The sequence below is a fragment of the Staphylococcus sp. GDY8P120P genome, from assembly GCF_017892065.1.
Lineage (GTDB): Bacteria > Bacillota > Bacilli > Staphylococcales > Staphylococcaceae > Staphylococcus > Staphylococcus nepalensis.
Genome location: NZ_JAESKI010000013.1, coordinates 234,598 through 260,062, shown reverse-complemented (window position 1 = coordinate 260,062; position 25,465 = coordinate 234,598). Strand labels below are relative to the sequence as shown.

The following is a 25,465-nucleotide window of genomic DNA, read 5'->3' as shown; positions in this document are numbered from 1 at the left end:
ACAGTGTGTATTACTTTTACACATTGTCCACAAATCAGAGCAATACGTCAATTTGTTATATCTCCCAATTTATTCGTTTAATCTGTTATAGTACAGTCGATTTTATTGGTTTCTAATCTCTTTTTCTAAATTTTCAACTTCTTGTTTAAAGGTTGGATCATTATTGATATCTTTCACAATTTTTTCATGAGCATGAATCACTGTCGTATGGTCACGGCCACCAAATTCTTCCCCAATTTTAGGCAAGGAGAAATCAGTTAATTCACGTGATAAGTACATAGCAATTTGGCGCGGATAGGCAATTGATTTTGTACGTTTTTTCGCGCTAAAGTCTTCAATTCTTACACTATAATATTCGCCAACAACTTTTTGAATATCTTGAATGGTGATTTTTTTAGATTTAGGTGCTTGAATAATATCTTTTAAAGCAGCAGCAGTTAATTCAGTTGTGATTGGTTGTCCTTGTAATTTTGAAAATGCTAATACACGTGTAAGCGCACCCTCGAGTTCACGAATGTTAGATTGTATTTGATTTGCAATATACGTAAGCGCTTCAGTAGGAATATTAATATTTTCTTCGCCAATTTTTTTCTGCAAAATTGCCATTCTTGTTTCATAATCAGGTGGCGTTATGTCCACAATTAGCCCCCATTCAAAACGAGAACGTAAACGATCTTCTAATTTAGCAATTTCTTTTGGAGGTCTATCACTAGAAATAACAATTTGCTTATTAGCTTGATGTAAGTCATTAAAAGTATGGAAAAATTCTTCTTGAGTTTGTTCTTTGTTTTGAATAAATTGTATATCATCTATTAATAGCACATCGATGTTTCGGTATTTTTCTCTAAAACGTTCAGTTTTATTATCACGAATTGATTTAATAAACTCATTCGTAAATTTTTCACTTGATGTATAAATAACTTTAGCATTCGGGTTATTATCTAAAACATAATGACCAATAGCATGCATTAGATGCGTTTTTCCTAACCCTACACCCCCATATATAAAAAGTGGATTATACGCTTGCGCAGGTGCTTCTGCTACGGCTAAACTTGCAGCATGGGGGAATCTGTTGCCAGGCCCAATGACAAATGTTTCAAAGGTATTGTTTGTATTAAATTGTTCATCGCCGATTCTTGCTACATCGACTGTATCAAAGTCTATTTCATTTTCATTAGATTTTTGATTGCTATTTTGTTTCTCTTCAGATTTTAAACTTTCTAATTCATCTTCAGAGTAAAAAACTGGCATGATTTCATGCCCAATAGCTTCATATAATGCAGATTGTACTATTTCAACGTAATGTGTTTTCAACCAATTAGCTACAAAAGGATCATCAATCACTATGATAGCTTCATCATTTTGTAATGAATAAAGTTTTGTATCTTTTAGGAAAGTTTGATAGCTAGGATAGCTGACTTTCTCTTGAGCCAATGTTAAAACTTTTTCCCAAATTTCTTGTTCTGACATAATAACAAACTCCAACTTTCTAAATTTTAAAAGTTATACACAAAAATAACATGTGTGAATAAGTATAATCACAAGCTGTTAATAATTATCCACAACTTACACACAATCAGTGGATAACTTTATCATATACATAAGTTACTCACAGGGTTTTTGTATATTTTTTAATAAAATAACCTTTTATTTATCAATATTTAGATAACTTATCCACATAATTATACTTTTTAACAATCACCTCTGTCAAATAGGTGTGAATATGTTGCTAAATCGTAAATAACTCTGTGAATAGGATACAAATTATCCACAAAAACAATCATCTTATATGTGTATAAGTGGATAACTTACAAGAATTCATAGTATACCAAAAAATAACCGTTTTGTACGGTTGGGAAATAATTTATATAAAATGTATGAAAATTGTATAACTGAAACTGCGTATGCGTAGTTAAGTGAAAAAACAGGGAGAAGGGTTGCAAAACTTCTATATAATAGATAATTTAGAATGTAGTGTGATTAGGGAAGTATCAAAATTACATTAAATGAGGTAATAAAGTGCTTGAAATTGATACTTGCTTTATAAAAAAGATTTTGTTATATTGTAGTAGTTGCTTGAATTATGACTAGAAATTAATAATATTAAATCAAGACTTGAAGCAAAAAGCTTATATTAATTTATCTATTATAATGTTTAGATAACCGAATACAGATGGAGGTGTTTTTGCATGGTAAAACGTACTTATCAACCAAATAAACGTAAACATAGTAAAGTTCATGGTTTCAGAAAACGCATGAGCACAAAAAACGGTCGTAAAGTTTTAGCGCGTCGTCGTCGTAAAGGCCGCAAAGTATTATCAGCATAAGATCACTGACTCATCAGTGGTCTTTTTTTTGGTTTAAAATTCAGTGAATTAGTATGGATTTATTGTTATTATTTGAAAAAGTTTAAAGTACATGCTATAGATTGAAATATTTAACAGTAAATGTAATGAAATGATAAGTGAGTGATGTTTCTTGGAGAAGGCATACCGAATTAAAAAAAATAGTGATTTTCAATTTATATATAAAAAAGGGAAATCTGTTGCAAATCGACAATTTGTAGTTTACACAAAAGCCAATAAAGAATTAGAACATTTTAGACTAGGTATTAGTGTTTCTAAAAAATTGGGTAATGCTGTTGTAAGAAATAAAATCAAACGTGCTATCCGTGAAAATTTCAAGGTACATAAAGAAGATATAATACCAATGGAAATTATTGTGATAGCAAGACAGCCAGCTAAAGATATGAACACACTACAAATCCAGGCGAGTTTAGAACACGTGTTGAAAATAGCGAAGGTTTTTAATAAACGAATATAAGTAGAGTAGGGGAGTTATTTTAGTGGTAGCGCAGTCTTACCTCAGACAACCCTAAGGCTGACATTTAGAATTTTTCAGTTAAGATATTAGCTTTTTAGCTTAAAACTATTTACAATATTATAATGATAAATTTTAGAATAAAAGGAGGCGAGATGGATGATGGATTTAGATACGATAACGAGTATATCCACACCTATGGGCGAAGGTGCAATTGGTATTGTACGTTTATCAGGTGTTGATGCCGTAAGTATTGCAGATAAATTATATAAAGGAAAGGAATCATTAGATTGTGTGCCGTCTCATACAATTAATTACGGGCACGTCGTTGATCCTGAGACAAATGAAGTTGTCGAAGAGGTTATGGTTTCAGTTTTACGTGCACCAAAGACTTTTACTAGAGAAGACATCGTTGAAATTAACTGCCACGGCGGTATTTTAACAATCAATAGAATTTTAGAGCTAACAATGACACACGGAGCACGAATGGCTGATCCTGGTGAATATACAAAACGTGCATTCTTAAATGGACGTATCGATTTATCTCAAGCTGAAGCAGTGATGGATTTTATTCGTTCTAAAACCGATCGTGCATCTAAAGTTGCAATGAATCAAATTGAAGGTCGTTTAAGTGATATGATTAAACGACAGCGACAGTCCATTCTCGAGATCCTTGCGCAAGTCGAAGTTAATATAGATTATCCTGAATACGATGATGTGGAAGATGCCACAACTGAAGTTTTATTAGAAAAATCAAACCAAATCAAAACAGAAATTAATAAACTATTAGATACAGGCACACAAGGGAAAATTATGAGGGAAGGCTTAGCTACTGTCATAGTTGGTAAACCAAATGTTGGCAAATCGTCAATGTTAAATAACCTTATCCAAGACAATAAGGCAATTGTTACAGAAGTGCCTGGTACTACAAGGGATACATTAGAAGAGTACGTGAATGTTCGCGGTGTGCCATTAAGACTAGTAGATACAGCGGGCATACGTGAAACAGAGGACATTGTTGAACGTATAGGCGTAGAACGTTCTCGTAAAGCACTAAGTGAAGCAGATTTAATTTTATTCGTTTTAAATTATAACGAGTCTTTAACAGAAGAAGATCGTAAATTGTATGAAGTCATTAAAAATGAAGATGCAATCGTTATAATTAATAAGATGGATTTAGATAAGCAATTAGATATTTCAGAAGTTGAGTCAATGGTTGGCGACATGCCGATTATCCAAACGTCTATGCTAAAACAAGAAGGCATTGATCAGTTAGAGACTCAGATTAGAGATTTATTCTTTGGTGGAGACGTCCAAAATCAAGATATGACATATGTTTCTAACTCAAGACACATCTCATTATTAAAACAAGCAAGAAACTCTATTCAAGATGCAATAGATGCTGCTGAAGCAGGTGTGCCAATGGATATGGTTCAAATAGATTTGACGCGAACTTGGGAAATTTTAGGTGAAATTATTGGAGAATCCGCAAGCGAAGAATTGATTAACCAATTATTTAGTCAATTCTGTCTCGGAAAATAAAAGGGAGGAAAAAATATGGCTCAAGAATATGACGTAGTAGTAATAGGAGCCGGACATGCTGGTATTGAAGCAGGGCTCGCTTCAGCACGACGTGGCGCTAAAACATTAATGCTGACAATTAATTTAGATAACATTGCATTTATGCCGTGTAACCCATCAGTGGGTGGGCCGGCAAAAGGAATTGTAGTACGTGAGATAGATGCTTTGGGTGGTCAAATGGCGAAAACAATCGACAAGACGCATATCCAAATGCGTATGCTCAATACTGGTAAAGGACCAGCAGTAAGAGCGCTTCGTGCACAAGCAGATAAAACGTTATACCAACAAGAAATGAAAAAAGTAATTGAAGATGAAGAAAATCTTGATATCATGCAAGGCATGGTGGATGACTTAATTATAGAAGACGAAATAATCAAAGGCGTACGTACGAATATTGGTACAGAATATTGGGCAGATGCAGTTGTTATTACAACTGGTACGTTTTTACGTGGTGAAATTATATTAGGTAATATGAAATATTCAAGTGGTCCAAACCATCAATTACCATCTATTTCGCTTGCTGATAATTTAAGAAATCTTGGATTTGAAGTAGTGAGATTTAAAACAGGTACGCCACCACGTGTTAACGCGAAGACCATCGATTATTCAAAAACAGAAATACAACCAGGTGACGATGTAGGTAGAGCATTCAGCTTTGAAACGACTGAATATATTCTAGATCAGCTACCATGTTGGTTAACATATACAAACGGTAATACACACCAAGTCATAGATGATAACTTACATTTATCTGCTATGTATTCTGGAATGATCAAAGGTACTGGCCCTAGATATTGTCCTTCCATCGAAGATAAATTTGTAAGATTCAATGACAAACCAAGACATCAACTTTTCTTAGAACCAGAAGGTAGAAATACAAATGAAGTTTATGTACAAGGTTTATCAACGAGTCTTCCAGAACACGTCCAACGCCAAATGTTAGAAACAATTCCTGGCTTAGAAAAAGCAGATATGATGCGTGCAGGCTATGCTATCGAATACGATGCACTTGTGCCAACCCAGTTATGGCCAACATTAGAAACTAAAAAAATTAAAAATTTATATACAGCAGGGCAAATTAATGGTACTTCAGGTTATGAAGAAGCGGCAGGCCAAGGTATTATGGCTGGAATTAATGCAGCTTCTAGAGTATTAGGAGAAGAAGAAGTTATTTTAAGCCGTTCAGATGCTTATATTGGTGTTTTAATTGATGACCTTATTACTAAAGGTACAAATGAACCTTATCGTCTATTAACATCCCGTGCTGAATATCGCTTATTATTAAGACATGACAATGCAGACTTACGTTTAACAGATTTAGGTCATAAACTTGGCATGATTTCTGAAGAACGCTATGCAAGTTTTAATAAAAAACGCCAAATGATTAAAGACGAACAAGCACGCTTGAATGGAATTAGAATTAAACCTCACGAACGTGTACAAGAAATTATTGAAGCACAAGGCGGATCACGTTTGAAAGATGGTATATTAGCCTTAGAATTATTACGTCGACCTGAAATGACTTATGACTTAATTCTAGAAATTTTAGAAGAAGCACATCAATTACCTGATGATGTAGAAGAACAAGTTGAAATTCAAACGAAATATGAAGGCTATATCAATAAATCATTACAACAAGTTGAAAAAGTAAAACGTATGGAAGAAAAGAAAATACCAGAAGACTTAGATTACAGTAAAGTTGAAAGTTTAGCGACTGAAGCACGAGAAAAATTAGCGGAAGTTAAACCGTTAAATATTGCTCAAGCGTCTCGTATTTCTGGTGTAAACCCAGCAGATATTTCAATCTTATTAGTATTTTTAGAACAAGGTAAAATTCAAAGGGTGGAAAGTTAAGATGAGTGTAGAATGGTTAACTGAGCGACTCAGCACACAAGGTATAGCACTTACAAAGAAACAACAACAACAATTTCAAACGTATTACCAAATGCTCGTTGAATGGAACGAAAAGATGAATTTAACTAGTATTACTGAAGAACATGAAGTGTATTTGAAACATTTTTACGATTCAATTGCGCTGAGTTTTTATACGGACTTGAGACAAGCATTAACAATTTGTGACATTGGTGCTGGTGCTGGTTTTCCAAGTATTCCATTAAAAATAATTTATCCTCATTTAAAAGTTACAATTGTAGATTCATTAAACAAGCGAATACATTTTTTAAATCAATTAGCAGATGCATTAGATTTGGAAAATGTGAGCTTCGTACATGATCGCGCAGAAATTTACGGAAAGGGAGACTACAGGGCGTCTTATGATATCGTAACTGCGCGCGCAGTTGCTAGACTTTCCGTATTAAGTGAGTTATGTTTACCGCTAGTTAAAAAGGGTGGACAATTCATTGCTTTAAAATCAGCTAAAGGCGAAGAAGAATTAGAAGAAGCGCGTTTTGGTATAGGAGTCCTCGGAGGTAAAGTTCAGGATGTCATTTCATATGAATTACCGGAAGACGCTGGTGAGAGGCAAATGATAAAAATAGGTAAACGAAGTGAGACACCTAAAAAATATCCTAGAAAGCCAGGAACGCCCAATAAGTCTCCGTTACTTGAAAAAGAAAAGTAATTCAATACAACTAATTTAGAGGGAGCGCATAGACTATGAAGAAACCTTTTTCTAAATTATTTGGTTTAAAAAATAAAGATGACATTGTTGGTTATATTGAAGAGGATCATAATAATGGTGTTGAATCTATTCATACTGAACGTATTGTGCCCAACCGTTACCAACCAAGACAAGTATTTGAGCCAAATAAGATTAAAGAACTCGCAGAATCTATAGATGAGCATGGATTGTTACAACCGATTGTAGTACGTCCTATAGAAGAGGGCATGTTTGAAATCATTGCAGGAGAGCGTAGATTCAGAGCTTTACAATCGTTAAACAAAACGCATGCAGACGTTATCATAAGAGACTTAGGTGACGAAGAAACAGCAGTTGTCGCATTAATAGAAAATATCCAACGTGAGAATTTATCTGTCGTTGAAGAAGCAGAAGCTTACAAAAAACTTTTAGAACTTGGAGAAACGACACAAAGCGAATTAGCTAGAAGTGTAGGTAAAAGTCAAAGTTTTATAGCAAACAAATTGCGATTGCTAAAATTAGCGCCTAAGGTCATTGAACGTTTACGTGAAGGTAAAGTTACGGAGCGTCATGCGCGTGCAATGTTGAGTTTGTCAGATACTGAACAAGAAGCTTTAGTTGAAACGATTATTAGTCAGAAATTAAATGTGAAACAAACTGAAGCTAGAGTAAAACAAAAAGTGGGCCCTGAAAAAGTGAAAGCACAAAGATTCGCATTTGAAAAAGATCTTACTGATGCACGTGAAGCTGTAGGCAAAAGCTTAGAAGAAATAGAAAAAAGCGGCGTGAAGTACGAGCATCAAGCGAAAGACCACGATGACTATTATGAAATAAAAATCAAACTATATAAAAGGTAGTATTTAGCGTTTACGCATATATCTATTGCCTCACAAAGTACAACACCGTTTAAAGGTCAGAACGGCGTTGTACTTTTTTATTATCATTTTTCATACTATTGAGTTTAAGTTATTTAGAAAAAGATATGTAACACTATTTTATAAAAACAAAAAGCCTATAAAATTCTTTAAGTAGCATTGTAGAAAAGCAAAATATGTGATTAAATTAAGAAAACGCTTACATATATACAAAGGGGGACTATAATATGATTACGTTTATTGTATCTATTATTTTATTAGTTATAGGTTATTTCACCTATGGGAAATATATCGATAAAATGTTTGGAACTAAAGAAGAAAGACCAACACCAGCTTATCATCAACGCGATAATGTTGATTACTTGCCTATGAAAACATCATCCAACTCATTGATCCAATTGCTGAATATTGCAGGAGTAGGGCCTATATTCGGACCAATCATGGGGGCGCTATATGGACCCGTGGCATTTATTTGGATTGTTGTAGGCTGTATATTTGCGGGAGCAGTACATGATTATCTGACTGGAATGATTTCAATTAGAAACAAAGGGGCACACTTACCTGAACTGGCCGGGAAGTTTTTAGGTCAAGTCATGAAACACTTTGTCAATATCTTCTCTATTTTATTATTACTACTTACGGGTACTGTTTTTGTAACAAGTCCAGCACTGTTATTACATAATTTATTAGATGGACGAATTGCATTAGGTATTATTATCTTTGTTATTTTTGTTTATTATATTTTATCTACGGTTTTACCTATAGATAAAATCATTGGACGCGTTTATCCAATTTTCGGCGCATTGTTATTAATTAGTGCAGTAGGTATAGGATTCCGTCTTATTCAAACAGGTGCACCGATACCTGAAATTAACCTGAAAAATATGCATCCAGATGGCGCGCCAATCTTTCCATTGCTCTTCTTTACGATTACTTGTGGTGCTTTATCTGGTTTCCATGCTACACAAACGCCTATTATCTCAAGAACGACAAATAAAGAGAAAAATGGGCGTTTTATTTTCTATGGTATGATGATTGCTGAAGGTATTATAGCGATGATTTGGGCAGCAGCAGGTATGAGTTTATTTAATGGTTATAATGGCTTGAACGAGATCTTAGCTCGTGGTGAAGCGGCGCTTGTTGTCAGCGAAGCCTCACATCTTCTATTAGGTTCTGTATTTGGTACGATCGCAGTACTAGGCGTTATTATTTTACCAATCACAAGCGGTGACACATCCTTCCGTAGTGCGCGTATGATTATTGCTGATTATTTAAATTATGGCCAACGTAGTATGTTAAAACGTGTAATAGTAGCCATACCTTTATTTATTGTGAGCTTTGGTTTAACTCAAGTAGACTTTACAGTACTTTGGCGCTATTTCTCATGGGCAAACCAAACAACAGCGGTAGTTGCTTTATGGGTAGGCGCGATGTATTTACTCATTGCAAAAAAGAATTTTTGGGTCGCAGCTATTCCTGCTGTATTTATGACTTGGAATATTTTCACGTACATTTTAAGTCAGAAAATTGGATTGGGGCTGGATCTTAATTTAAGTTATTTCATAGCATTTGGTTTAACAATATTGTGGATTGGTTATTTTGCTTATCAATATAAAAAATTAACTGCAGGCGCTACATTTGAATTAGACCATCCGATTCAATACCAACAACAAACAGTATAAAATATTGAATTTTAAATTATAATCATAATTATATCTGAAATGTGCGATAGCATGATACGAGCAATCTAATCCATTTTTGGAGTGGTATACGCGATTAAATGAATTGTTTTAATTGCTATTCTACTCCTTTTATGTATGTCTAAGGTGAGTCTTAAAATGCTGCTATATCAATGTGTCAAAGGATTTTGTCACTATAAAAAGTGCGCATGTTGAAAGATTTTGATAGTCTAAAATAAAGTACCATTATACTCTCTATATTGAAGGAGCTAAACAAATGAACCTAGGCCATCAAATTAAGTATTTCAGATAACGTGATCATTTATCATAAGAAGATTTAGCTGAAAAATTATATGTTTCACGTCAAACAATTTCTAATTGGGAAAATGATAAAAGCTATCCTGATGTACATAACTTATTAATGCTTAGTTCTTTGTTTCAAGTTTCTTTAGATGACTTAGTCAAAGGAGACGTGGAGATTATGGAACAAAAATTAAAACAAGCTAAATTTAACGTATGGGCACATTTAATGACATGGCCTATGCTGTTAGTAGCCATTTTAGCAGGCCCAGTTATTTTATATTCGAATCTTTTAGGCGTAGTGGTTGAAATTTCACTTATAGCACTTAGTATGATTGCAGCATTTAAAGTTGATTCGTTAAAAAAATCATATCAAATTCAAACTATGATAGAGTTGTGGCATTTATGAAAGGAAACGACCCTAACGAAGTGCATAGTAGCAAATTACGGAATACTTTAACATTTATTTATAGTTTTGTACTTTATGTAGGTTCGTTTATTATCATTATGCTGCTCAGTATATACATAGTTGGTTTACTCTATTAAGTTATGATTAAGACGCCTTATAATATGAACTGTACGTTTATTATAAGGTGTTTTTATTTAATATTTGGCTATGACATCTACAAAAGATAACTATTCTATCAGTAGTATACATATTAAATTAGTAATAAATTTTTTCTAGGAGAAGAATTTTAAAATATGAAACTTAGTATTGCTTTACCTATCAAGAGTGATTAATATAAAGTTAATAAATTATTAATAAAATATTAGAAGAAATGATTAAAAGTGAGATAGGAGTGATTGTATGTTTAACTTTTTAAAACCAGCAAAACATGTTGATCCATTGCCATCTGAGCAAGTAGATGATACCTATAAAAAACTTCGTTTACAAGTCTTCTTAGGTATTTTTATCGGCTATGCGGGTTATTATTTATTGAGAAAAAACTTTTCACTAGCGATGCCTTCATTAATTGAGGACGGGTTTAGCAAAGGAGAACTTGGTATCGCACTTTCAGCGATTTCGATAGCCTATGGTTTTAGTAAATTTGTTATGGGAACTGTAAGTGATCGAAGTAATGCGCGTATCTTTTTAACGTTAGGCTTGATACTTACAGCAATAGTAAACTTATTATTAGGGTTTGTCCCATTTTTCACTTCTAGTATAACAATCATGTTTATCATGCTATTTTTAAATGGATGGTTTCAAGGTATGGGATGGCCACCCTCTGGGCGTATACTTGTACATTGGTATAGTGTAAGCGAACGTGGTAGCAAAACATCTATTTGGAACGTGGCACACAATGTGGGCGGAGGTCTTATGGCGCCCATCGCAACTTGGGGTATCTCTATGACAGCAATGTATAATTTTGGTTATTTAAAAGGCTTTGAAGGCGTGTTTATTTATCCAGCATTGCTTGCTATCGTTATCGCAATTATTTCGTATTGTTTAATTCGAGATACACCTCAATCACAAGGTTTACCACCGATTGAACAATATAATAACGACTATTCAACATCTTCACGTGAAACGCTTGAAACAGAATTAACAACAAAAGAGATATTATTTAAATATGTATTAAATAACAAATGGGTATGGGCCATTGCCTTTGCTAATATCTTTGTATATTTTGTACGCTATGGTGTGTTAGATTGGGCGCCTACTTATTTAAGCGAAGAGAAACAATTCAATTTGAATGAATCTGGTTGGGCTTATTTCTTATATGAATGGGCGGGTATACCAGGAACACTACTGTGCGGTTACCTTTCAGATAAAATATTTAAAGGTCGTCGTGGACCTGCGGGATTCTTCTTTATGTTAGGGGTAACGATCTTCGTACTTATATATTGGTTAAACCCTCCAGGTCATGCTTGGCTTGACAACTTGTCTCTCATTGCAATAGGCTTTTTAATCTATGGTCCAGTGATGTTGATAGGTTTACAAGCATTAGATTATGTACCTAAAAAAGCGGCTGGGACTGCTGCAGGATTAACAGGATTGTTTGGTTATTTATTCGGTGCAGTGATGGCTAATATAGTTTTAGGTTTTGTCGTGCAACATTTTGGTTGGGATTTTGGGTTTGTCTTGTTAACAGGTATTAGTATTCTAGCAATGCTCAGCTTTATCCTAACTTGGAATAAACGTGGGCAAGAACAATTACATTAAGGTTGGAACGATTTATAAAAATTTGAATATCTGCTTAATATTTAGATTATAAATTAAAATGCATTATGGTATGAATAATATAAAAAACTTTTACATTTAAAAAATATCGAAAGGGGCGTAATAGTAATCAATGTTTATTAGTTGATTTCTATCTCGCCCTTTTTTGTATATAAAATAAAAAAATTATATAAGTTTCTATTTAACTTATTAGAATTTTCTGATAATATAAATAACATATGTAATCGCTTTCAGATAAAGGGGGATTTTTATGAAAAAGTGGGGGATATTCATAATCGCACTGTTAATCACGCTTTCTGCTTGTGGAAAGCAGAAAGAATCAAGTGCTGAAAAAGAACAATTTCCTAACGAAACAGTAGAAATTGTTGCACCAGCTTCTCCAGGTGGGGGATGGGATACAACTGCACGTGCTGTTCAAAAAATTATGATTGATAATGACTTAACTGAACAAAATATTAATGTGATTAACAAACCAGGTGGCGGTGGCGAAGTCGGCTGGCAGTACTTAAAATCACGCTCACCTAATACGATTTCAATTAACTCAAGTTTATTGTTATCAAATAAAGAGTTGGGGCTTAGTGATTTAGGTACAGAAGATTTTACGCCAATCGCTATTTTAGCAACAGAATGGATAAGTTTAACCGCTTCTAACCAATCTAACTTAGATTCGGGTAAAGAAGTGATGGAAAAACTTAAAAAAGATCCTAAATCATTAACGATTGGTGTTGCACCTGGATTAGGTAATAACGATCACTTAGCATTTGTCCAAGCGGCTAAAGCGTATGGTGTTGACGTTGATAAACTTGACTTTTTAGTTTATAAAAGTGGCGGTGATTTACAGACTGCATTATTAGGTGGTCATGTTGACGTTGCTTCAACTGCTGTATCAGAAGTTAAAGAACAGCATCAGACTGGTAAATTGAAAATGTTAGCTGTTACGTCAGATAAACCAGTTAAAGGTATTGAAGATGTGCCAACATGGAAAGATCAAGGCATAGATGTTGTATTCCCGCATTGGCGTGGTGTGATGGGTCCTAAAGATATGACACCTGCTGAACGCAAGTACTGGGATGAAACGATGAAGAAAGTCGTTAAGTCAGATAGTTGGCAAGAAATAAGAAAAAATAATGATTGGGAAAATTTTTATAAAGATAGTGAAGAAAGTGAAAAATTCTTAAAATCACAACAAAAGAAATATAAACAACTTGTTAAAGACTCAGGTTTAAAATAAGGGGGGAGAAAGGATGTCACGACTTGTATTTCCAGTATTATTAATTATATTTGGCATCGTTTATATCACGTTGACATTAAATTTACAGAAATCAAATATTGGTGATCCTAATAGTCCAATGTATTTTCCAATGCTTTTAGGTATATTGCTGACGGTGATGAGTTGCATCTATTTTATTCAAGAATATAGAAAAAGGCATTTAACGTTTAAAGCTTTTTCTCAACTATTCGAAAAAGCGACGTTTATTCGTATTATCTTAACGATTATTTTAGCAGTTATATATGCTTTTATATTTGAACGCTTAGGTTTCCTAGTTTCAACGGTTCTCTTTTTAGGCGCTATTATGTTTTTAATCAACGGATATCAAAGATGGCTGCAAAATATTTTAGTGACAGTGATTTTTTCTGGTATTGCATGGTACACATTTTCACAATTATTAGACGTAAGTCTACCATAAGGGGGTAAATAAATGGGGATAGATATCAATAGTTTTATAGATGGATTGTCAACCGCATTACATCCAATGAACCTTCTCTGGGTTTTGATTGGGGGATTTTTAGGCACTGTAGTTGGTATGTTACCTGGATTAGGGCCTGCGACAGCAGTAGCAGTGTTAATACCTGTGACCTTTGGTATGGAACCAGTCAGCGCATTGATTTTAATGGTTTCGATATACTATGGCGCAATGTATGGAGGTTCAAGAAGTTCGATCTTGTTAAATACGCCTGGTGATGGATCAGCAATCGCTGCCACATTTGATGGGTATCCAATGACTAAGAAAGGCGAAGCGGGTAAAGCGCTAACAATCTCAGCCATTGCTTCTTTATTCGGTGGCATTATTGCTGTTATTGGATTTATTATTTTAGCCAAACCGTTGTCTGAATTTGCGTTAAAATTTGGTCCACAAGAATATTTCTTATTATTCTTATTTACGCTTTCCGCTATTGTCACTTTATCTCTAGGGAAAATGGTTAAAGGCTTTATTGCTATGAGTATTGGTTTAATTATTAGTACCGTAGGGGTAGATTTACAAACAAGTATATACAGGTTTACATTCGATTTACCACATTTAAGTGAAGGTATCAACTTTTTAGTAGTTATTATTGGTGTATATGCAGTAGCTGAAGTGCTGTTTAATTATTTAAACTTAGATACATTAAAACCACCTAAAGCTGATTTAGGTTCTATGAAATTAACTAAAAAAGATTGGAAAATGACACGCGGGGCTATGCTTAGACAAAGCCCAGTAGGCTTTTTAATTGGTGTATTACCAGGCGCGGGTGGTTCAATTGCAGCTATGTTAAGTTACTCTACTGAGAAGCAAATATCAAAAAATGGAAAAAAGTTTGGTAAAGGACAAATTGAAGGCGTAGCCGCACCTGAAGCCTCGAATAACGCAGCATCTGTAGGCGCTTTAATACCGTTATTAACAATGGGTGTTCCCGGTTCAGGTACAACAGCGGTTATCTTAGGTGCAGTAGTTATGTTAGGGTTACAGCCAGGTCCCTTACTGTTTGAAAATGAACCAGAGACGATTTGGACTTTAGTAAATAGTATGTTTATTGGTAACATTTTTTTAGTTATTTTAAATATCGCGTTAATTGGGTTATTGTTAAAAATTTTACGTACGCCACCAAAAGTATTATATCCGCTTATTATGGTGCTCGCATTTATCGGTACATATACATTAGGCTATAGCGTGACAGATTTATATATTTTAGTTATTTTTGGCATTTTAGGATTGATAATGAAATTGTTAGCATTTCCTATGGCGCCGTTAATTTTAGCAGCTATTGTTGGTTCGGATATGGAACAAAACTTCCGTAAAAGTTTAATCGTTAGTAATAATAATGTAGGTGATATATTTATTGGTTCGCCAATATGTATTATATTAACATTAATGACCCTACTTGCTTTGTTTTATCCGTTAATATTAAAAGGTGTCAAACGTTTGAAAATAAAAAATTAATACTGTTAAGCGTAGCATAGGATAGAAATGGTCCTTTTCAATATATTTCATATCCTTACTTTAGCAAGATTAGCTAAAGTAAAAGCATACGAGAATTGAAATGCTTTATAGATAATCAGAGACCTAACCGGGTCTCTTTTTTTGTTTTTTAAGGGTTTGATTAACAATTTAATTGTCTTAAATGATTTAGATGATGTAAATAAGGTTAATAAGTATGTAAATGGAAGAAGTGATAATTACTGGAGAGATAGTTTGAATCACTTTGCGAATCCTCGTCAGCGTGGGTGTTTTATAAGAGAAGGGATATTATGTTATTTCAATTAGATTTATTTTTGAGAATTTTCTTGTCTGTTATTTGTGGTTCAATCATCGGGTACGAACGTGCGCAAAGGTTAAAAGCAGCTGGCATAAGAACGCATATCTTAGTTGCAGCGGCGTCAGCGCTTTTTATAATAATTTCTAAATATGGTTTTAATGATATTTTAAATGCACATGATATTATTTTAGATCCTTCAAGAATTGCAGCACAAGTAGTAAGTGGTATCAGTTTTATAGGTGCAGGTACGATATTAATTAAAAATCAAAGTATCGATGGTTTAACAACTGCGGCTGGATTATGGATAACTTCAGGCGTAGGTATGGCTTTAGGTGCAGGACTTTATTTTATTGGTGTGATAACGACAATATTAATCGTAATGATTCAATACTTTTTAAGAAAAAATCACTTATACCAAATGTTTATCAAAAAAGAAACGATTCGTTTTTATATCAAAGCAAATTACTCAAACCATGTTAAACAAGATATTGACAATATACTAAAACAACATGATGTATCAGACATTACTTTTAGTATTAACCGCATTGAACAAGGTACAATATATTTAAATGTTACTGGAAAAGCAATTTCAAAAAAATACAATAGTAATCTATTTATTGAAACATTATTCAAACTAACAGATATTAGTGCAGTCATTAAGCAATGAGTCGATAAAGCAATATATTTCAATAATAATGGTTATTTAATGAATAATTTATATAAAAAGGTGGTAATTAAATAATAAGGATATACTACTAATTTCTATAATAAATATAGCGCATTGGCTAGTTTAATCTATTAAGTAGATAGTTACGTGATTAAAGCGTAATTTAATTTATTAGTAAATGAGTATTGTGGCACCAAAAAATACTTTAACGACAAAACTGATTCATATTGTTTTGATTTCGTTAACTTAAGAAAGGTGATTTATTATGTATAAAAATATTTTACTACCGTACTCTTTTGAGAACGATTTTGATAACATTCCAGAGAATTTAGCTAAATTAGTTGAGGAAACATCTACTGTAGTCATTCATAACGTGATGACTGAAAATGATTTATTAGCAAGTGTACGATATGAAAATAAACATAAAGAAGACATTATAAAAGAAAGAGAAGAAGCACTTGCTCCATTTCTTGAAAAACTAAAAGCATTAGGTATTAATTATAAAGTGGCCATCGAATTTGGCCCTGTCAAAGACACTATTCTTGAGAGAATTCAATTTGGAGATATAGATGTCGGGGAATTTGATTTAGTTGTAATGAGTAACCATCGTGTAAGCATAGATATTAAACATGTACTAGGCGACGTGACGCATAAAGTGGCTAAGAGAAGCCCTATACCAGTGTTAATTGTGAAATAGATTGAATCTGCACAATATAGAATATTAGTAGATGAAATAGCACAAAAAATGACTTTTGATGATGGTTATTTTTAGAGACTAGAGCGTAATCATAGAAATTACGTTACTAGTCTTTTTAATTTTTTAAATTAATTAAAATATCAATGTGTTTTTTTAATAATTATAAAATTTTACAAATTAGGTAGAAACTATTTTTCTTTCAAAACCCCTTTCATGACAGGGTTAATAGACTTTTGTGTTCACAAATTTCCCTTAGCTGCTGTTGTTTTAATACATAAAGTCTGTTATTCTGCTAATGTTCAATTATAAGGGAGGTTACTCATTTTGGAAAATAAACAACATAATGCGAGTGGGAAGAAACTGTCTTCTGTTTTTACTTATAGTATTATTGTTATCGCAATCGTTGTATTATTAGGTGCTATTTTTCCAAATCAGTTTAATGAAATAGGAACAAATATTACTGGTTGGATTACTGAATATTTTGGTTGGTATTATATGGTTATTGTAGCGCTAATGATTTTCTTCTGTGTCTTCTTAATATTTAGCCCAATTGGTAAATTGAAATTGGGTAAACCGGAAGATAAACCAGAATTTAATACAATTTCATGGTTTGCGATGTTATTTAGTGCTGGTATGGGGATAGGTTTAGTATTCTGGGGAGCAGCTGAACCGATCAGTCACTTTGTGTCACCGCCTACTGGTGAACCTCAATCAGCAACTGCTTATAAAGAAGCATTAAGGGGTGCGTTCATGCAATGGGGATTCCACGCATGGGCAGTTTATGGTGTTGTAGCATTAGCACTAGCGTACTTCCAATTTAGAAAAAACGAACCTGCATTAATTTCAAAAACATTGCGTCCAATTTTCGGAAATAAAGTGGATGGCCCACTTGGTACGATTATTGATGTGATTTCTGTCTTTGCTACTATCGGTGGTGTAGCAGTATCTCTAGGTTTAGGGGCAATGCAAATCGCAGGTGGCTTGAACTACTTATTTGGTATACCAAATAATATTGTAACGCAAGGTATTATCATCATTGTCGTGACAATCTTATTCTTAGCTAGTGCGTGGTCAGGCTTAAGTCGCGGCATTCAATATTTAAGTAACGCTAATATTGGTTTTGCAGGCATTATTTTATTATTTATTTTTATCGTAGGACCAACAATTTTAATTTTAAATATGTTAACTAGTTCTACTGGTGAATATTTAAATTCATTACTCTTTAATATGTTTGACACTGCGCCATTAGATCCACAAAAAAATGAATGGATGAAATCTTGGACATTCTTCCAATTAGCATGGTGGATTAGTTGGAGTCCATTCGTTGGTATATTTATTGCACGTGTATCTAAAGGGCGTTCAATTAGAGAATTCGTTTCTGGGGTTATGTTAGCACCAGTACTTGTAAGTTTAGTATGGTTTGCGGCATTTGGTGTTTTAGGTATTGAAACTGCTAAAGACAAACCAAAAATATTTGATATGCCACCAGAAACTGCGCTGTTTGGTGTATTTAATGAAGTACCACTTGGTTTTATCATATCAATTTTAACATTGTTATTAATTGCAACATTCTTTATCACGTCTGCCGATTCAGCGACATTCGTTTTAGGAATGCAAACAACATTTGGTTCATTAAACCCTTCAGTATTTATTAAAGTAATTTGGGGTATTGCACAAGCCTTGATTGCATTTATCTTGCTATTCTCGGGTGGAGATAATGGACTAAATGCACTTCAAAATATGGCGATTATGACAGCCTTGCCGTTCTCAGTCATCATTCTCTGTATGATGGTCAGCTTCTACAAAGATGCGAACAAAGAGCGTAAATTCCTAGGTTTAACACTTTCACCAAACAAACACAGATTAGAGGAATATACGAGAATTGCAGAACAAAGAGCTGAAAATAAAAACGAATAATTGCTATTATAGTTAAACAAAAAAGAGTATCTGGGATATAAATGCCATACTCAAAATAAAAATGCATCTTCATTTAGAATGAAGGTGCATTTTTATATTTAAAAGCTTTTAAATCTGAATCTACATACTTGTGTAGCACATTATTTTATTTTGTAGTCTTTCACTTATACTAGACCTTTTGGATGACAGAAAAGGAAAGCATCATATTCTAATTTTATAACATTTTCTTTTCTGTATTGCATCTGTTTTTAGATCCACAAGAACTGCATTTTCCGTCTTTGGATTTTTTGAAAAAGTGGCATAGTGTGTAACCTGCATAACTAAAGATAGCTAAAAAGATTACCACATTGATAATAACTGACATTTCATCACATCCTTAACTAAATAATAGTCCAACTTGATAAAAGATAAAGGAAAGTAAATAGGCCGTGATTAATGGATATGCTACTGCAAGTACTGTCCATTTTAATGAGTATGTTTCTTTACGAATCGTTGCAACAGTAGATAAACATGGAATATATAATAATATAAAAATCATAAATGAATATGCAGATAGCGGTGTGAATTGACTGTGTATTACGTTAACCAGTCCTGATTCGTCAGATGCATAAATGATAGCCATTGAACTTACAATGACTTCTTTGGCTAAGAATCCAGGTATTAATGTAGCACCTGCTTGCCATGAACCGAACCCTAATGGTGCAACTAACACAGCAAAGAGACTCCCGATTGAGTGTAAAAAGCTATCATCAACATCCACATTAAAACCACTCGGGCCTGTATAATTTAATAACCATATCATTACTGAGCCAGCAAATATAAAAGTCCCGGCCTTTTTAACAAAACCTTTAGCTTTCTCCCAAGTACTTCTCCACAGTGTCTTAATAGATGGCAGTCGGTAAGTAGGCAATTCGATGATAAATATAGAATCATCATTTTTTAGCACAGTTTTAGTTAGTAATACACTTGTTAATAATGCGACAACAATGCCTAGCACATAAAGACTCAGTACGATAAGCGCTTGATGTGCTTCGAAAAATATACCTACAAATAGTGCATAAACTGGTAATCTAGCTGAACAAGACATAAATGGGGCGATTAAAATAGTCGTTAATCGTTCTTTTTCACTTTCAATACTACGTGCGGTCATGATGCTAGGCACATTACAACCAAAACCAATAATCATAGGGATAAAAGATTTACCGCTAAGATCAAAGTATTCCATAATACGGTCCATGAGCGTTGCGATACGTGCCATATAACCAGAGTCTTCTAGAAGTGAAATAAAGAAGAAAAGCACCATTGTGGTACGAATACAAGTACTGCACCTACACCAGCTATAATACCGTCTGTTATTAAATCCTGTAAGAAATCAACGATACCGATTTTATCCATGAGGTTGGATACAGCATCTGTAAATGAGCCACCTAAAAACTCATCTAGCGCATCAGAGACAGGCGTCCCGACCCAAGTAAACGTGATATGAAAAATAAGCCACATAATTCCTAAAAAGATAGGGATGCCTAAATATTTATTTGTTAAAATGCGATCAACGCGATTAGTAAAATATTGTTTATCCTCTTTAGGATATTCAACTGTATCCTTTAACAGATTATCTATATAAATATTTCGAGTATTTTGGATGACATCTCTAATTGAATTATTTAATTTTTCTGACAATTTTCCGCGTAATGGTTTTATTTTTGCCAATACAGCGTCGTCAAGAAAATCGTAAATCTTTGGGTTGTCTAATAAAAATTGTATCGATATGAATCTTAATAATCTTTTTTCAATGGTTGGACAAGTTGCTAAATGTTTTTCAATAGATGAAATTGTAGATTCAACGTTTTCACCATAATTTAATTTCAATGGTTTATTTCTCGATAGTGTATGTCCTTTTAATGCATCTAGTAATTGGTGCGTACCTTTACCGTTTCTAGCAAAAATAGGTAATAAAGGCAGTTTTAATTTTTTCATGAGTGCTTTTTGGTCAATATGAATACCACGTTTAGTAGCTACGTCAATCATATTTAAGCCAATAATTAAAGGTGCACCCAATTCCATAAGTTGGACTGTAAGTAACAAATTACGTTTTAATTGGCTTGCATCTATGATATTAATCATGCCTGAAAAGTCATTGTTTAATAAGTAATCTGTCACTACCGTTTCATCTTTAGATATCGGTGACAATTCATAAATACCTGGTAAATCGACTAAGTTTCCAATATGGGATTTAAGACGTCCTACCTTCTTCTCTACCGTAACTCCGCTCCAGTTCCCTACATATTCATAAGTTCCAGTAAGTGCGTTAAACAAAGATGTTTTACCTACATTTGGGTTTCCTAAAATACAATAGTTGTTACTCATTTAAAGCCTCTAATTCAATCTGACATGCATCATAACCGCGAATACTTAAACACTGTCCATTTACTTCTAAAATACAAGGTCCTTTAAATAAGCATCTTTGTTTAATTTTTAATTTGGTACCATTGGTTAAACCAAGCGCATTTAAACGATGGCGCATATGCTGATTTTTAATTTTAATATTTTTGATTTTGTAGTTCTTTTTTAATGTTCCGCTATTAATACTTAACATCATACTCACTCTTTCTTGAAAGGGAATAATCATTATCGATTATACAATTAAGTTTAATACAATAGAAGTCGATGCAAATATAATTTTGTGAATATTTTGTTAAATATCATTACCTTTTGCATGTGTAATTGTGACGTTTTATTTTTAAAATTTTAATTAAATATAAAGATTTAAGTGAGCAAAGAGATTGCTATTCTTTTGATGTAATATTACACTATATATAATCACTAATGGTAATGAATAAGAGACGTTGCTCCCCTTGTAGTACTCAAATAGTCTGTTAACAAATGTAATTAGATGTATTGGATTATCATGTATTTAAGTATACTTGTAAATAAGTCAATTGCGCATTTAAGTAGGAGGGATTTCAATGGTTATTCGGGATAATAAACGTATTAAAGTAAAGCGTTTAAACGAAACACGTTCAAGTGGTATTTCTGTCATGATTGAAGAAGGTGGTTTGGGAGCTGATCAATATTATCAAATTGAAAAGCAAAATGCGAAAACGTCTGAAGAGCACTTACATCAATTTGAACATGAAGTAAGTAAAAAGAATAACGCAGAACTATTAGATTTATTAATTATAAATGCGCAAGAAAGTACAAATAAAGCATACAGTGAAGCTTTAAAAACCATCCAACAAGAAGTTTTAAATCGAATGAAGTAAAATAATAAGTCTACGCATTGAAATGAAAGTGTTACTAATAAAGCGCTATTGTTTAAGTCATTTAACAGCTTAAACAATAGCTTTTTGTGTTTAAATAAGAGGTAAGACTAACGGGTCTCTAAAAAATTGAAATGATTCCATGCGTTTTACTATTGTGCCTCCGAAAAGATTTAGTATAAGCATGTTGAAAAAATAGTCCAAGTCTAATAAAGCGGTGACAAATTCGTATTTGAAATGTTGAATCCCAGCGGGTTAAAAATTAAGTATTTATGTGATCAAGATGGTTCAACTTGTTTATGAGTTAAGTTTAAACCAAAATATCCGTATTGTATGCCGTTCAACATGATACGATAAAGTCGAAAATTGCTAACGTTTTGTGTTACAAGTTAAACTTATCATACTGTAATAATCATTTCCTTTATGTTTATCATCAATTACATTGATATTTACAATATATAGTTAATATAACCAGCACTATATGGATATTTTATATCTAAATCATTTAAACAATTAGAAGTTCAATAAAATTTTCCTTTTAAATATTATATACATCGTATTTAAAAATCACTATACTGGATTACGTGTTTGTATATTATTAGCAAGGAGAAAAGTAATGAGTATATTTAAACAAATCTTCCAAAAAGAAGATATTTCAAAATTCCAAAATAAGGATGATCACTTAGAGCGTACATTAAGAGTTAGGGACTTTTTAGCTTTAGGCGTCGGGACAATCGTATCTACCGCTATCTTCACATTACCCGGTGTTGTAGCAGCAGACCACACTGGTCCATCGGTTAGTTTATCCTTTTTAGTAGCAGCCATTGTAGCAGCTTTGGTAGCATTTGTTTATGCTGAAATGGCATCTGTAATGCCTTTTGCGGGATCAGCATATACGTGGACTAGTATTTTGTTTGGAGAATTTTTTGGCTGGATTGTAGGTTGGGCATTAATTGCAGAATATTTAATCGCAGTTGCATTTGTAGCATCAGGGTTTTCAGCAAATCTAAGAGGTTTATTAGAGCCGTTTCATATCTCATTACCTGATGCACTGTCTAACTCTCTAGGCACGGATGGCGGCATTTTGGATCTATTAGCGGCTGTTGTCGTAATTATTACTGCCATATTATTATATAGAGGTACATCAGAAGCAGCGCGTGTTCAAAATGCGCTTGTTATCCTTAAGGTATTAGCCATTTTCTTATTCATTGTAGTGGGTTTATCAGTTATAGATATTGGACATTATGTCCCATTTATCCCTGAATATAAAGCAACTACAGCTGGTGCTTTTGGCGGCTGGCAAGGTATATACGCAGGTAGTTCTGTTATTTTTGTTGCTTATATAGGTTTTGATTCTATAGCTTCAAACTCTGGTGAAGCGATTAATCCTGAAAAAACAATGCCGCGTGGTATTTTAGGTTCGTTATTAATTGCAGTAACCTTATTTATTGTAGTGTCACTTGTGTTAGTGGGTATGTTTGATTACGCACAATACAAAGATAATGCTGAACCAGTGGGGTGGGCGTTACGAATGAGCGGACATAGTACTGTTGCAGTCATAGTGCAGGCAGTCTCAGTGATTGGTATGTTTACGGCTTTAATCGGTATGATGATGGCTGGTTCGCGTTTACTCTATTCATTTGGTAGAGATGGTATGCTTCCTTCTTGGTTAGGTCAATTAGACAAGAAAAATCTACCTAATCATGCATTAATTACATTATCTATCGTTGCGATTATTATTGGTTCTGTATTTCCATTTGGCTTTTTAGCGCAATTAATTTCAGCAGGTGCGCTAGTAGCATTTATGTTTGTCACAGTAGGAATTTTTGCATTACGTAAAAGAGAAGGCAAAGATCTTCCTCAACCGGCATTTAAATTACCATTTTATCCGGTAATGCCAATTATTATTTTTATTTGTGTGTTTGCAGTTTTCTGGGGATTAAGTAATCAAGCTAAAATTTACACATTCATTTGGTTCTGTATTGGCATACTATATTATGTATTTTATCTGTTAAAAAATGCTAAAAACAAAGCATAACCATATCAATACGCTAAAGGTTACAATATCTGTTAAAAATACTGAGAATGAGGGATAAAATGAAATTCATTAGCATTATCTTAGGCGTTTTAGTCATCGTTTCATGGCTGTTTGTTCTACGAGATTATAAAAAGGGTAATCAAAATAGTGAAAGTGCCAAAACTGTGGTTTTAATTGCGTGCGTATTGACGTTCATAATGACAGTACTTCAAATTTTAGATTAATAAATGCAGAGAGCATGACATTATGAAGTTTGTTGATAACTTCTGTGGGATTTTATGCATCTCTGGGTTTATCTGTATAATGTTAAACATGCTTAAAAATAAAAAATTGTATACATTATCAAGTGTATTATTTTTAGCCGTTTCGCTAGCATTGTTTATTTCTTAGTTTGACTCGTTAAAATAAAGGAAGCATCTGGACATATATAAATGTTTCAGATGCTTCTTTTATTTATATGGAAACTGAAATGAATGGCATCACAGTTAATTAATATTTGAATATTACTCATTATAAATAAACGCGTTGCTTACCATAAAAATCTTTGCTAATTAAAAATGAAAGTCCATAAATCAACAATTACTTTGCGCTTTTCTGTAAGGCAAGGAAACGTTAAACAAAGATGTCTACTATTTAATTAGTCACTTTATCTATAACATATTGTTCTCCTCTTACATATAGTGCTAATAGTTTATCAATAAAATGAACACGAGGGATAACCCAACATGATAATAATGCTGTAATGGTGCCTAATAGCGCGCCTACTATGACATCTAACGGGTAATGTACACCTACCCAAATACGCGAAATTGCCACAAGTATCGCTAAGGCTAACCAAATATATCTTAAGTTTTTCTTGAAAAATAAAAAAACAATACAAATAGAAAAGAACTGTATGGCATGGTCACTAGGAAAAGAATTATCAATCACGTGATCAATGAGTTTATTAGTATTTTGCAATTCTACAAATGGTTGAAAATTTGAATGAATTTTTCCTAATAATTTACCGAATATTTCAGCAACAATAAATGATATTATTGCGCTTATCACCATTATTCTATTTTCTTTAGTACGAGTAAACCAATAAATAATCACGCCAGCAATTAAAATATACTCCATATATTTAGCTAAAAATATCATTAAAGGATTTAACAATTCTAGTTGATAGCTTAAATGATTGATAGCTTTGAATAGTTCCATATTGATTTCTGATAAATCCATCATAACACCTTCTTATAATTTTTTGATTTTATTAATTGAATATTTATACCGAAACTACTACTATATCAAATTAAAAAATTTAACTAAACCTAATTATTCAATCTTACTAT

The 25,465-nt window shown here is 33.2% G+C and carries 21 protein-coding genes and 2 pseudogenes; 18 read left to right on the top strand and 5 right to left on the bottom strand.

Annotation, left to right across the window (positions count from 1 at the left end; genetic code table 11):
• Window positions 1-102: 102 nt before the first annotated feature.
• On the bottom strand, window positions 103-1,470 hold the full coding sequence (gene dnaA / locus KA900_RS10345) for a chromosomal replication initiator protein DnaA (protein WP_096807940.1): 1,368 nt from the start codon (window positions 1,468-1,470) through the stop codon (window positions 103-105).
• Between the two features lie 719 nt (window positions 1,471-2,189).
• On the opposite strand from dnaA, the gene rpmH reads away from it, so the two are divergent.
• From rpmH to KA900_RS10270, 15 genes and pseudogenes are all read left to right on the top strand, one after another.
• A complete protein-coding gene (gene rpmH, locus KA900_RS10340; protein WP_000240855.1) occupies window positions 2,190-2,327 on the top strand; it encodes a 50S ribosomal protein L34 in 138 nt (45 codons plus the stop codon).
• A 151-nt stretch (window positions 2,328-2,478) separates the two neighbouring features.
• Window positions 2,479-2,823 (top strand): ribonuclease P protein component, encoded by a 345-nt coding sequence (gene rnpA, locus KA900_RS10335; protein ID WP_096811182.1) that lies wholly within the window; start codon window positions 2,479-2,481, stop codon window positions 2,821-2,823.
• 159 nt (window positions 2,824-2,982) lie between these two features.
• On the top strand, window positions 2,983-4,362 hold the full coding sequence (gene mnmE, locus KA900_RS10330) for a tRNA uridine-5-carboxymethylaminomethyl(34) synthesis GTPase MnmE (RefSeq protein WP_096823969.1): 1,380 nt from the start codon (window positions 2,983-2,985) through the stop codon (window positions 4,360-4,362).
• Between the two features lie 15 nt (window positions 4,363-4,377).
• The gene (mnmG, locus tag KA900_RS10325; RefSeq protein WP_096811181.1) at window positions 4,378-6,255 is read left to right on the top strand and encodes a tRNA uridine-5-carboxymethylaminomethyl(34) synthesis enzyme MnmG; all 1,878 of its coding nucleotides are present in this window, start codon (window positions 4,378-4,380) and stop codon (window positions 6,253-6,255) included.
• A gap of 1 nt (window position 6,256) precedes the next feature.
• Window positions 6,257-6,982: a 16S rRNA (guanine(527)-N(7))-methyltransferase RsmG gene (rsmG, locus tag KA900_RS10320; protein ID WP_096811180.1), complete on the top strand. Its 726-nt coding sequence runs from the start codon at window positions 6,257-6,259 to the stop codon at window positions 6,980-6,982.
• Window positions 6,983-7,017: 35 nt separating this feature from the next.
• Complete coding sequence (locus KA900_RS10315; RefSeq protein WP_210139557.1) at window positions 7,018-7,857, top strand: ParB/RepB/Spo0J family partition protein; 840 nt, start codon at window positions 7,018-7,020, stop codon at window positions 7,855-7,857.
• A 245-nt stretch (window positions 7,858-8,102) separates the two neighbouring features.
• On the top strand, window positions 8,103-9,557 hold the full coding sequence (locus KA900_RS10310) for a carbon starvation CstA family protein (RefSeq protein WP_096811178.1): 1,455 nt from the start codon (window positions 8,103-8,105) through the stop codon (window positions 9,555-9,557).
• Window positions 9,558-9,831: 274 nt separating this feature from the next.
• Window positions 9,832-10,400 (top strand): annotated as a pseudogene (locus KA900_RS10305) (helix-turn-helix transcriptional regulator).
• Window positions 10,401-10,662: 262 nt separating this feature from the next.
• Entirely contained in the window at window positions 10,663-12,021 is a 1,359-nt protein-coding gene (gene glpT, locus KA900_RS10300; protein ID WP_096811177.1) for a glycerol-3-phosphate transporter, read from the top strand.
• A 268-nt stretch (window positions 12,022-12,289) separates the two neighbouring features.
• A complete protein-coding gene (locus KA900_RS10295; RefSeq protein WP_096811176.1) occupies window positions 12,290-13,270 on the top strand; it encodes a tripartite tricarboxylate transporter substrate binding protein in 981 nt (326 codons plus the stop codon).
• Window positions 13,271-13,283: 13 nt separating this feature from the next.
• Entirely contained in the window at window positions 13,284-13,727 is a 444-nt protein-coding gene (locus KA900_RS10290) for a tripartite tricarboxylate transporter TctB family protein (protein ID WP_096811175.1), read from the top strand.
• Between the two features lie 12 nt (window positions 13,728-13,739).
• Window positions 13,740-15,239 carry a tripartite tricarboxylate transporter permease gene (locus KA900_RS10285; RefSeq protein ID WP_174221774.1) on the top strand — a complete coding sequence of 500 codons (1,500 nt, stop codon included), beginning with the start codon at window positions 13,740-13,742 and terminating at the stop codon, window positions 15,237-15,239.
• A gap of 308 nt (window positions 15,240-15,547) precedes the next feature.
• Entirely contained in the window at window positions 15,548-16,222 is a 675-nt protein-coding gene (locus KA900_RS10280) for an MgtC/SapB family protein (protein ID WP_096811174.1), read from the top strand.
• 265 nt (window positions 16,223-16,487) lie between these two features.
• Window positions 16,488-16,919 (top strand): universal stress protein, encoded by a 432-nt coding sequence (locus tag KA900_RS10275; RefSeq protein ID WP_096811173.1) that lies wholly within the window; start codon window positions 16,488-16,490, stop codon window positions 16,917-16,919.
• 321 nt (window positions 16,920-17,240) lie between these two features.
• Window positions 17,241-18,836: a BCCT family transporter gene (locus tag KA900_RS10270; protein WP_411756584.1), complete on the top strand. Its 1,596-nt coding sequence runs from the start codon at window positions 17,241-17,243 to the stop codon at window positions 18,834-18,836.
• A gap of 214 nt (window positions 18,837-19,050) precedes the next feature.
• Here the strand turns inward: KA900_RS10270 and KA900_RS10265 are convergent, their stop codons facing one another.
• The 3 genes and pseudogenes from KA900_RS10265 to KA900_RS10255 all read right to left on the bottom strand — a co-directional run bounded on the left by KA900_RS10265 (window position 19,051) and on the right by KA900_RS10255 (window position 21,432).
• Complete coding sequence (locus KA900_RS10265) at window positions 19,051-19,200, bottom strand: FeoB-associated Cys-rich membrane protein (protein ID WP_096811171.1); 150 nt, start codon at window positions 19,198-19,200, stop codon at window positions 19,051-19,053.
• Between the two features lie 12 nt (window positions 19,201-19,212).
• A pseudogene (feoB, locus tag KA900_RS10260) lies at window positions 19,213-21,203 on the bottom strand (ferrous iron transport protein B).
• Window positions 21,196-21,432: a FeoA family protein gene (locus tag KA900_RS10255; protein WP_096811169.1), complete on the bottom strand. Its 237-nt coding sequence runs from the start codon at window positions 21,430-21,432 to the stop codon at window positions 21,196-21,198. The pseudogene feoB and the gene KA900_RS10255 overlap by 8 nt, the downstream one beginning before the upstream one ends.
• Window positions 21,433-21,802: 370 nt before the next feature.
• Here KA900_RS10255 and KA900_RS10250 point away from each other — a divergent pair, with 370 nt between their 5' ends.
• The 3 genes from KA900_RS10250 to KA900_RS10240 all read left to right on the top strand — a co-directional run bounded on the left by KA900_RS10250 (window position 21,803) and on the right by KA900_RS10240 (window position 24,358).
• Window positions 21,803-22,099 (top strand): hypothetical protein, encoded by a 297-nt coding sequence (locus KA900_RS10250; protein WP_096811168.1) that lies wholly within the window; start codon window positions 21,803-21,805, stop codon window positions 22,097-22,099.
• A 613-nt stretch (window positions 22,100-22,712) separates the two neighbouring features.
• Window positions 22,713-24,134 (top strand): APC family permease, encoded by a 1,422-nt coding sequence (locus KA900_RS10245; protein WP_096823964.1) that lies wholly within the window; start codon window positions 22,713-22,715, stop codon window positions 24,132-24,134.
• 59 nt (window positions 24,135-24,193) lie between these two features.
• Window positions 24,194-24,358, top strand: a complete 165-nt coding sequence (locus KA900_RS10240) for a hypothetical protein (RefSeq protein WP_182478059.1) — start codon at window positions 24,194-24,196, stop codon at window positions 24,356-24,358.
• Between the two features lie 409 nt (window positions 24,359-24,767).
• Here the strand turns inward: KA900_RS10240 and KA900_RS10235 are convergent, their stop codons facing one another.
• Window positions 24,768-25,355, bottom strand: coding sequence for an undecaprenyl-diphosphatase (locus KA900_RS10235; protein WP_096823963.1), 588 nt, complete (start codon window positions 25,353-25,355; stop codon window positions 24,768-24,770).
• Window positions 25,356-25,465 lie beyond the last annotated feature (110 nt).